8 protein-coding genes and 1 pseudogene are annotated in these 8,516 nt (G+C 71.7%); all 9 read right to left on the reverse strand.

Annotated elements, in window-relative coordinates; translation table 11 throughout:
* Positions 1 to 21 precede the first annotated feature (21 nt).
* On the reverse strand, positions 22 to 1,311 hold the full coding sequence (locus ACXJKB_RS20050; RefSeq protein ID WP_457191525.1) for an extracellular solute-binding protein: 1,290 nt from the start codon (positions 1,309 to 1,311) through the stop codon (positions 22 to 24).
* 56 nt (positions 1,312 to 1,367) lie between these two features.
* Positions 1,368 to 2,501, reverse strand: a complete 1,134-nt coding sequence (locus tag ACXJKB_RS20055; RefSeq protein WP_457191527.1) for an ROK family transcriptional regulator — start codon at positions 2,499 to 2,501, stop codon at positions 1,368 to 1,370.
* Positions 2,502 to 2,730: 229 nt separating this feature from the next.
* Positions 2,731 to 3,606 (reverse strand): amidohydrolase family protein, encoded by an 876-nt coding sequence (locus ACXJKB_RS20060; protein ID WP_457191529.1) that lies wholly within the window; start codon positions 3,604 to 3,606, stop codon positions 2,731 to 2,733.
* Positions 3,607 to 3,628: 22 nt separating this feature from the next.
* On the reverse strand, positions 3,629 to 4,108 hold the full coding sequence (gene smpB, locus ACXJKB_RS20065) for an SsrA-binding protein SmpB (protein ID WP_191196367.1): 480 nt from the start codon (positions 4,106 to 4,108) through the stop codon (positions 3,629 to 3,631).
* Between the two features lie 41 nt (positions 4,109 to 4,149).
* Positions 4,150 to 5,367, reverse strand: a complete 1,218-nt coding sequence (locus ACXJKB_RS20070) for a peptidoglycan DD-metalloendopeptidase family protein (protein WP_457191532.1) — start codon at positions 5,365 to 5,367, stop codon at positions 4,150 to 4,152.
* A gap of 143 nt (positions 5,368 to 5,510) precedes the next feature.
* Entirely contained in the window at positions 5,511 to 6,419 is a 909-nt protein-coding gene (ftsX, locus tag ACXJKB_RS20075) for a permease-like cell division protein FtsX (RefSeq protein WP_457191534.1), read from the reverse strand.
* A 58-nt stretch (positions 6,420 to 6,477) separates the two neighbouring features.
* Complete coding sequence (gene ftsE, locus ACXJKB_RS20080) at positions 6,478 to 7,167, reverse strand: cell division ATP-binding protein FtsE (protein ID WP_300046307.1); 690 nt, start codon at positions 7,165 to 7,167, stop codon at positions 6,478 to 6,480.
* 49 nt (positions 7,168 to 7,216) lie between these two features.
* Positions 7,217 to 8,254 carry a WD40 repeat domain-containing protein gene (locus ACXJKB_RS20085; protein WP_457191536.1) on the reverse strand — a complete coding sequence of 346 codons (1,038 nt, stop codon included), beginning with the start codon at positions 8,252 to 8,254 and terminating at the stop codon, positions 7,217 to 7,219.
* Positions 8,247 to 8,516 (reverse strand): annotated as a pseudogene (locus ACXJKB_RS20090) (DUF4919 domain-containing protein); the annotation flags it as partial. The pseudogene ACXJKB_RS20090 and the gene ACXJKB_RS20085, both read right to left, overlap by 8 nt.

An 8,516-nucleotide genomic window follows, 5' to 3' on the forward strand; every position in this document is an offset into this window, starting at 1 on the left:
CCACCGGTGGTCGTCGACGCCTCAGCCGTTGAGCTGGCTGTTCATCTGCTCGTCGGTCTTCGCTGCGAGCTCCTCCACGTCGCCGCCCTGGGCGATGGCGCTGAAGAGGTCTTCCAGGGCCCGTGAGCCCTCGACCGTGGCCCAGCCCGGAGCGGCCGGCGTGAGCTTGGCGTTGGACGCCGCGGCCACGGTGGCCTCGGCGTACTCGTCGTCGCCGAGCAGCGATGCGAGCGACGTACGGGCAGGCGTGAGGCCGGCCTCGGCCATCAGCGTCTGGTAGTCCTCGCTCAGCATGAGCTCGACCGCCTCCTGGGCGAGGTCCTGGTTGGCCGACTTGGCCGCGATGGCGATGTCGGAGCCGCCGAGCAGCACGGGCGCGGGCTCGCCGTCCGGCCCGGGCAGGGCGAAGACGCCGACCTGCTTGGCGTGGCCGTCCGGGCAGCCGGTCTCGGGGTCCTCGAGGAGGCCCTTCACCCAGCCGGGCGTCGACATCATGCCGACCTCGCCCGCGCAGAAGGGGGTCCACGGGTCGGCCTCGTTGCCGTCCTTGGGCGCCCCCGACGACTCGGTGAAGAGCTGCTGGGCCATCTCCAGGCCCGCCACCGACTCGGGCGAGGACAGCGACCCGGTCCACTCGCCGCCGTCGTCGACGGCGAGGTCGCCGCCGGCCGACCACACGAAGGCCGCGCCGTTGCGCCAGTCCTGACCCGGGAACCAGAAGCCGGAGAAGTTGGCCGGCTTGGGGTTGTCCTTCTTCAGCGTGGCGGCCGCCTCAACGAACTCGTCGAGCGTCGTGGGGACCTCGATGCCGGACTTCTCGAAGAGGTCCTTGCGGTAGAAGATGTACTTCGAGCCGGCGTAGTACGGCACGGCGTACGTCTCTCCGTCGACCGTCGCACCCTCGACGAACCCGGGCAGCAGGTCGTCGCCGCCGAGGTCGTCGAGCTCGTCGGTCAGCGGCGAGAACGCGCCCGCCGAGGTGAACGTCGGCGCCTGGGTGTTGCCGATCTCCACGACGTCGGGGGTCTCGGACTCGCTGGAGAGCGAGGTCGTGAGCTTCTCGACCAGGCCGTCCCACTCCTGCTGCTCGATGGTCAGCGTGGACCCCGGGTTGTCGTCCTCGAAGGTCTTCTTCAACCAGTCACGGGCCTCCTGCGGAGTGTCCGTGCCGTTGAGCCAGACGCGGATGTCGGCCGACTCGGCGCCGTCGTCGTCGGTGGACGAGCCGTCGTCATCGCTGCCGCACGCGGCGAGCGTCGTCAGCGCGAGCGCGGCGACCGCCACCCCGGTCAAGGACTTCCTGATGCGCACCACAGTGTTCCTTCCATCGATCTTCCAGTGGGTTCCCAAGAGGGGACGAGGGGCGCTCACGAGACGCCCAGCTCCCCGGCGAGCACGAGCACGGCCGCTCCCACGACCACCACGTCCTCCCCGAGCTTGGAGGTGCGGACGGCCAGCCCTGTCGAGCTGATCGGCATCGTCCGCTCGCGGATGGTCCGGTCCGTCGCGTCCAGCAGCGGTCCGTCGAGCAGCTCCGCGGGGCCGCTCAGCACGATCTCGTGGAGGTTGAGCGCGGCGACGACCGGCGCCAGCACCTCGCCCAGCCGGGTGCCGACCTCGGCGAGCACGGCCGGGCCGTCCACCCCGGGCTCGGCGACGCGACGCCGCAGCCGCGGCGCCGCGAGCAGCGTCTCGAGGCAGCCGGTGCGCGAGCAGGCGCACCGCTCACCGTCGGGGTCGACCACGACGTGGCCGATCTCGCCCGCGGCGCCGAGGTGGCCGTGGAGCAGCGAGCCGCCGAGGACCAGGCCGGCGCCGACACCGGTGCCGACCCGCAGCACCATCAGACCGCCGTCGCCGGACTCGCCGAAGGTGTGCTCGCCGAGGACGGCGGTGTTGGCGTCGTTCGCGACGAATACCGGCACGTCGAGCGTCTCGGCGAGCCGGGCGGCGAGCGGGGTGTCGGTCCACGCGAGGTTGGGCGCGTCGACGACGGTGCCGTTGGCGTCGACGACACCGGGGCTGCCGACGCCGACGCCCAGGACCGGGCGGTCCGTCATCGTCATCAGCTGGGAGGCCAGGGCCAGGACGAGCTCGACCGCCCGCTCCCCCTCCGCGCCGTCGACGTGCACCTCGTGCCGCGCCTGGACCGTGCCGGCGAGGTTGACGACCGCGCCCGACATCCGGTCGGTCTCGGAGAGGTCGAGGCCGATGATGTGGTGGGAGTCGGCGGCGAGGCCGACCAACGTCGGCGGCTTTCCGACCCGCGACTCTGCGGGCGCGCCGAGCTCGGCCACGAAGCCCTCGGCGAGCATCTCCCCCACCAGGTCGGACACCGTGACCCGGGTCAGGCCGCTCGAGCGCGCCAGGTCGGCGCGGCTCGCGGGGCCCTCACGGAAGAGCTGCTGGAGCAGCAGCGAGCGGTGGTGGCGGCGGGCGTCCTCCTGGAGCAGCTTGCCCCGGGGACGGAGCGGGCGGCCGACCGGTGTGTGCGGTGTCACATTAGTTAGTTCAGCGCACTTACATATCCCGCGTCAAGAGGTTCCTGCCTCGGGTCGGCGCCTGGTCCAGTCCAGGAGCGGTGGCACAGCCACCTTCCGACGGCCGATGACGTGGGTGGCACACCGCTCCCCGGCGCGCCGTCGTACGACACGCCCCCGGGCGGTGGCCCAGCCACCCTCCGACGGCCAGAGGTGTGGGTGGCACACCGCTCGGGCGGCGCAAGCGGGCTCAGCCGAGGAGGGCGGCCGAGCTGTCCCAGCACACGGCGCGCAGCCACTCCTCCCCCAGGCCCAGCCGGGCCAGCGCCTCGAGCTGGACGACGTAGGGGTAGGGGATGTTGGGGAAGTCGCTGCCGAGGTGGACCTTCCCGGCCAGCCCGAGGTCGCGCAGCCGGGGCAGCAGGTCAGGCGGGTAGGCGCCGCCCATCTCCTCGAAGAACGGCGTGAACGCCATGGTCGTGTCGAGCGCCACCCGCTCATGGGTCTCGGCCAGCGTCAGGAACTCGGCGTACTCCGGCGCCCCCGCGTGGGCGATCACCAGCCGCAGCCGCGGGTGGCGCGCCAGCAGCTCCGCCACCGGCCCGGGACCGGTGTGCTCGGTCGGCACGGGGCCGCTGCCGGCGTGCAGCACCACCGGCGTCCCGGCGTCCGCGACGACGCCCCACGCCTCGTCGAGCAGCGGGTCGGTGACGTCGAACGCGCCGACCTGCACGTGCACCTTCCAGACCTCGACCGGCTGGGACGAGGCGGCCGTGCGGGAGGCGACGTACGCCGTCAGGCCGGGCTCGGGGAAGAACGTGCCGCACACCGCGGCCTCGGGCACCCGCTCCGCGAACCCGGCCGCCCAGTCGTTGAGGAACTCGGCCATGCCGGGCTTGTGGGCGTAGGGCAGCGCGGTGAAGCGGCGTACGCCGTAGGAGCGGAGCACCGCGACGAGCGCGTCGTCCTCGTCGCGGTAGTGCAGCGGCCACGGCCGGCCGATCAGCGGGCCGGCGGCGTCGAACTGCGCGCGGACCTTGGCCATCACTCGCGGCGGCAGGAAGTGGGTGTGCAGGTCGATCAGGCCCGGCAGGCCGAGGGCCTGCGCGAAGTCGACGGGAGTCAAGCCCGCGCCCTCAGTCCCGGCCTCAATCCCGATGGCCCTTGAGCCGCCGCTGGACCGCCTCGACCTTCTCCCGGTTGGCCGTGCGCTCGGCGAGCGTGTGGCGCTTGTCGTAGGACTTCTTGCCCTTGGCGAGGGCGATCTCGACCTTGGCGCGGCCGTCCTTGAAGTAGAGCGCGAGCGGCACGATCGTGTAGCCCTTGTCGGTGATCTTGCGCTCGATCTTGTCGATCTCGGACCGGTTGAGCAGCAGCTTGCGGCGGCGGCGGGCGGAGTGGTTGGTCCAGGTGCCCTGGCTGTACTCCGGGATGTGCACGCCCAGCAGCCACGCCTCGCCGTTGTCGATCTCGGCGAAGCCGTCGACGAGGGACGCGCGCCCCTGGCGCAGCGACTTCACCTCGGTCCCCATGAGGACGAGCCCGGCCTCCCAGGTGTCCTCGATGTGGTAGTCGTGGCGCGCCTTCTTGTTCTGCGCGACCATCTTCTGGCCCTGCTCCTTCGCCATGGGTCCATTGTCCCAGAGCGTGTCCAATCCGTTCTGGTCGGTCAGAGCCAGTTCATCGGGTCCACGGCCTCGCCGTTGGCCATGACGGTGAAGTGCAGGTGGCACCCGGTGGACCACCCGGTGCTGCCCTCGAAGCCGATGACCTGGCCCTCCTGGACCGTGTCGCCCACGCCGACGTTGTAGCCGCTGGCGTGGTTGTAGATCGTGGCGATGCCCTTGCCGCCGAGCACGCCGTGGTCGATCACCAGCCGGTTGCCGTAGACGCCGCTGAAGTAGGACGACACGACCTTGCCGGGCGCCGCGGCGCGCAGCGGGGTGCCACAGCCGCCACCGAAGTCCACGCCGTCGTGCAGGCCCCAGTAGTGGTAGATCGGGTGGGTCCGGTAGCCGAACGGCGAGGTGACGTAGCCCTCGACCGGGTAGGCCAGCAGGCCCGGGCTCGGGGTGGCTGGGTTCGACCGGGCATTGGCACGCGCCTCCGCGCGCTGGCGACGCAGGGCGGCGAGGGCGCGCTTCCGCAGCATCTCCTCGATCTGCTGCTGCTCCTTCTCGAGCTTGCGCAGCTTGGAGAGATCCTTCGAACGTGCCTCGCTGGCCCCCGCACGGGCGTCGCGGCGCTCGATCACGAGAGAGACGACGGAGTCCTTGGCCGCCTGCTCCTCGGCTTCGAGGGACTGCATCAGCACGAGGTGCTCGGCGGCAGCCTCGCGCTTGACGGCCACGGCGTCGCGGGCCTCGGCGACCTGGTCCTCGCGCACCTTGAGGAGCACCTCCGCGGCCTTGAGCTCGTCGTACTCGCGCGCCTCCTGGCCGATGACGACGTCACGGACACCGTCGCGTCGGGTGAGCTCCTCGGTGGAGTCGGCGTCGAGGAGGGAGGAGAACGCGATCAGCTCGGGGTCGCCCTCGGCATACATGTCGGTGACGGTGCGGGCGACCTTCTCGCGCTGGGCGTCGCGGTCGACCTGGCCCTGCGCGAGGGCGGCCTCGGCGGCGGCGAGCTCCGCCTCGGCCGCGGCCAGCTCGGCCTGCATCTGCGCGTCGCGCTCGGCGGCGACCTCCACCTTGCCGCGCGCCGTGGCGAGCCGGGTCTTGGCGACATCGAGCTGCTCCTGGGCGGCTTGGAGGCGGGCCGCTGCCTTGCGCAGCTGGGCACTGGACTCGTCGAGGTCCTGGTGGGCGCCCTTGAGCTCGCGCTCGACCTTGTTCTTCTTGTCCTTGAGGTCGTCGGCATGAGCAGCGGACACACCCAGCGCCATGACTGCAACGAGAGCTGCAGCCACAGGGCGATGAGCGGCACGGGGGAAGGTACGCACCGGGGAAGCCTTTGCGTCGGGGAAGCGGGGAAGGGTGTCCTCCCGACGCCAGGCCGGTTGGACGACTAGACGCTAACCTCCGGCGATCAGACTTTGAGGTATTTGCGCGTCAACACGAGTGTCGGGAGCAATGTCAACAGCGGACCGAGGATCGCGACGGCCCCGGCGGCCAGCCAGAACTCGTTCCAGCCGATCCATGGCACGAACCTCAGGTTCTGCTGGAGGTCGCCGATCGCGAAGCGCAGGAACGCCGCCAGCGCCCCGATGGCGAGGGCGACGCTGATCAGTGCGGTGACCAGCGCCTCGAGGAGGAACGGCAGCGCGATGTAGAGCGTGGAGGCGCCCACCAGCCGCATGATGCCGATCTCCTTGCGGCGCGCGAAGGCGGCGAGGCGGATGGTGTTGGCGACCAGCAGCAGGGCCGCCAGCACCAGCAGCGCCGCCGTGCCCAGTGCGTACGTCCGCATCTTGGTGATGGTCGCGAGGATCGGTCCGACCTGCTCGCGCAGGTCCCGCACCCGCGAGACGCCGTCGAGGCCCTGGACCGCGCTGCTGATGCCCTCGTACTGCTCCGGGTCCTCGAGCGTGATCCAGATCGTCTGCGGCATGTCCTCGGCCGTCAGCGCGGGGTTGTCGCCGGAGAACAGCTCCTCGCCGTAGAGCTCCTTCGCCTTCTCGAGCGCCACCTCGCTGGACTCGAAGCGATAGCTCGACACCTCCGGGTTGTCCTTGACCACGGCCTCGATCTCGGTCTTCTGCGCCTCGGTCACCGGGTTGGGGCAGACCGGGTTGGAGTCGTTGAGCCGGCACAGGTAGACCGTGATCTGGAGCTGGTTGCCGAAGTGCTCGGCCGCCCGGGTCGCCTGCTGCTGGAACAGCAGGCCGATGCCCACCAGCGTCAGCGAGACGACCAGGGTGAGGATCACCGCCAGGTGCATCGTCAGGTTGCGTCGCAGGCCCTGGCCGAGCTCGGAGTAGACGTAGCGGAGCTGCATGGAGTGGGGGTCTCGATTCGTTCGGGGAGGCGGATCGGGTCAGGGCCGGGGCCCGGCGTCAGTTCTGGTGGCCGTAGACGCCCTGCGCCTGGTCGCGCACGACGTGCCCGTTGTCGAGCTCGATGACGCGCTTGCGCATCTGGTCGACGATGCCGGCGTCGTGGGTGGCCATCACGACGGTTGTGCCGGTACGGTTGATCCGGTCGAGGAGCTTCATGATCCCGACCGAGGTGGTGGGATCGAGGTTTCCGGTGGGCTCGTCGGCGATGAGGATCATCGGCCGGTTGACGAACGCGCGCGCCACGGCGACGCGCTGCTGCTCGCCGCCGGACAGCTCGTCGGGCATCCGGTCGCCCTTGCCACTCAGGCCCACCAGCTCGAGCGTCTCCGGGACGACGTCCTTGATCTCCTTGCGGGACTTGCCGATCACCTGGAGCGCGAAGGCGACGTTCTCGGTCACGGTCTTGTTGGGCAGGAGTCGGAAGTCCTGGAAGACGGTGCCGATGTCGCGGCGCAGCCGCGGCACCTTCCAGCCGGCGAGCCGGTTGATCTCCTTGCCGGCGACGTAGACGCGACCGGTGGTCGGGCGGTACTCGCGGAGCACCAGGCGCAGGAAGGTCGACTTGCCCGAGCCCGAGGATCCCACGAGGAAGACGAACTCCCCCTTCTCGACGTCGACCGACACGTTGTCGAGGGCGGGGTGGGGGTGGCCGGGATAGCTCTTGGTGACCTTCTCGAAGCGAATCACGGCGTCGAGGCTACGTGAGGGGTGGACGCGATCGACGAATCCGGGGCGCCTAGCGGCCCTCGGGCAGCTCGAAGTCCGTCGGGGCGCGCTCGCCGGTGGCGGCGTCCCACGCCAGGACGCCGTCGTCGGCGGCAACGGCGTAGACGACCGCGCCGTCGGGCGACCAGGCGACCGCGCCGGGGGCGCCCGTGTGGCCATCGAGCTCCTTCGCGCGGCGGGCGTCGCGGGTCGGGTCCCACAGCGTCACGGACGTCTCGTCCAGCGACGTGAGCGCGATCGTCTTCCCCTCGGGGGCGTACGCCGCCTCGTGCAGGCGCGTGCCCCGGAGCTCGGCGACAGGGGTCCAGGTCTCGGCGTCCCACACGAGGGGCTGGCCGTCGGCGCCGATGCCGAGGAGCAGGGAGCCGTCGGGACTCCACGCCACCGTGCCGCCCTCCCCGGAGGAGACCTCCAGCGTGTCGCCCTTGACGAGGTCGTGCACCTCGACCGGGCCGTTGCCCGCGGTCGCGATCCGGTTGCCCTCGGGCGAGATCGCGATCCGGTGCACCTCGCCGCTCGTGCGGAGGGAGGCCACCTCGTCGCCGTCGACCGACCACACCATCAGTCGCTCGTCGCCGTCGTCGTCGAGACCGGCCGCCGCGACCAGCTCGCCGTCGGGGCTGTAGGCCACGGCCGTGACGGGTGAGCCGTCGGCCACGTCGCCGTCCGCGAGCCCGGTGAGCTCGGTGACCGGCTCGCCCGAGTCGAGGTCCTCCAGCACCACCGTGCCGTCGTCGACGGTCGCCACGGTCGACCAGTCGGGTGCGACCGCGACCGAGCCGCGGTCGGGGACGAGCTCGAGCGTCCCGTCGGTGGCGTCCCAGCGGCAGATGCCGTTCCAGCAGTCGGCCAGCACCTCGTCGCCGTCGGGGCTCACCGAGAGGTCGTCGGTGGCGACGAGCTCGTAGGCCGCGCTCCCCCCTGTGCCGCCCGGCCCGGCGTCGGCGCCCGTGCCCGTCGCCGGCTCGTCCGGCCGGTCGTCCGAGCAGCCGGCCGCCGTGAGGGCGAGCAGCGTCGCGGCGGCGGCGACGACGCGGCGGTCAGGCACGGACCGCGGCACCGGGGACCCGGGTGACGTCGAAGTGGAGGGTGCGCCCGTCCTGGCACTCGATGCGGTCGACCCGCCGCGGCCCGTCGGCGAGCAGTCCCTGGCTGACCGGACGCGTGCCGAGGCTGTCCACGACGTCGTACTCGTCACTGATGCGCAGCACCGACCACGGGCGGTCGGCGCTGCCGTCACCGGTCGCGAGGATGCCGTCGAGGGCGGCGCGCGCCAGGCGGGCGTGGCGGGCGGCGGCGTCCTCGCGGCC

The organism is Nocardioides sp. P5_E3 (assembly GCF_054049275.1).

What these genes read in the sequence shown, in the direction of transcription:
- smpB (WP_191196367.1), bottom strand. Translation starts at nt 4,108, where the DNA reads ATGGCGAAGGAGCAGGGCCAGAAGATGGTCGCGCAGAACAAGAAGGCG.
- ACXJKB_RS20070 (WP_457191532.1), bottom strand. Translation starts at nt 5,367, where the DNA reads ATGGCGCTGGGTGTGTCCGCTGCTCATGCCGACGACCTCAAGGACAAG.
- ftsX (WP_457191534.1), bottom strand. Translation starts at nt 6,419, where the DNA reads ATGCAGCTCCGCTACGTCTACTCCGAGCTCGGCCAGGGCCTGCGACGC.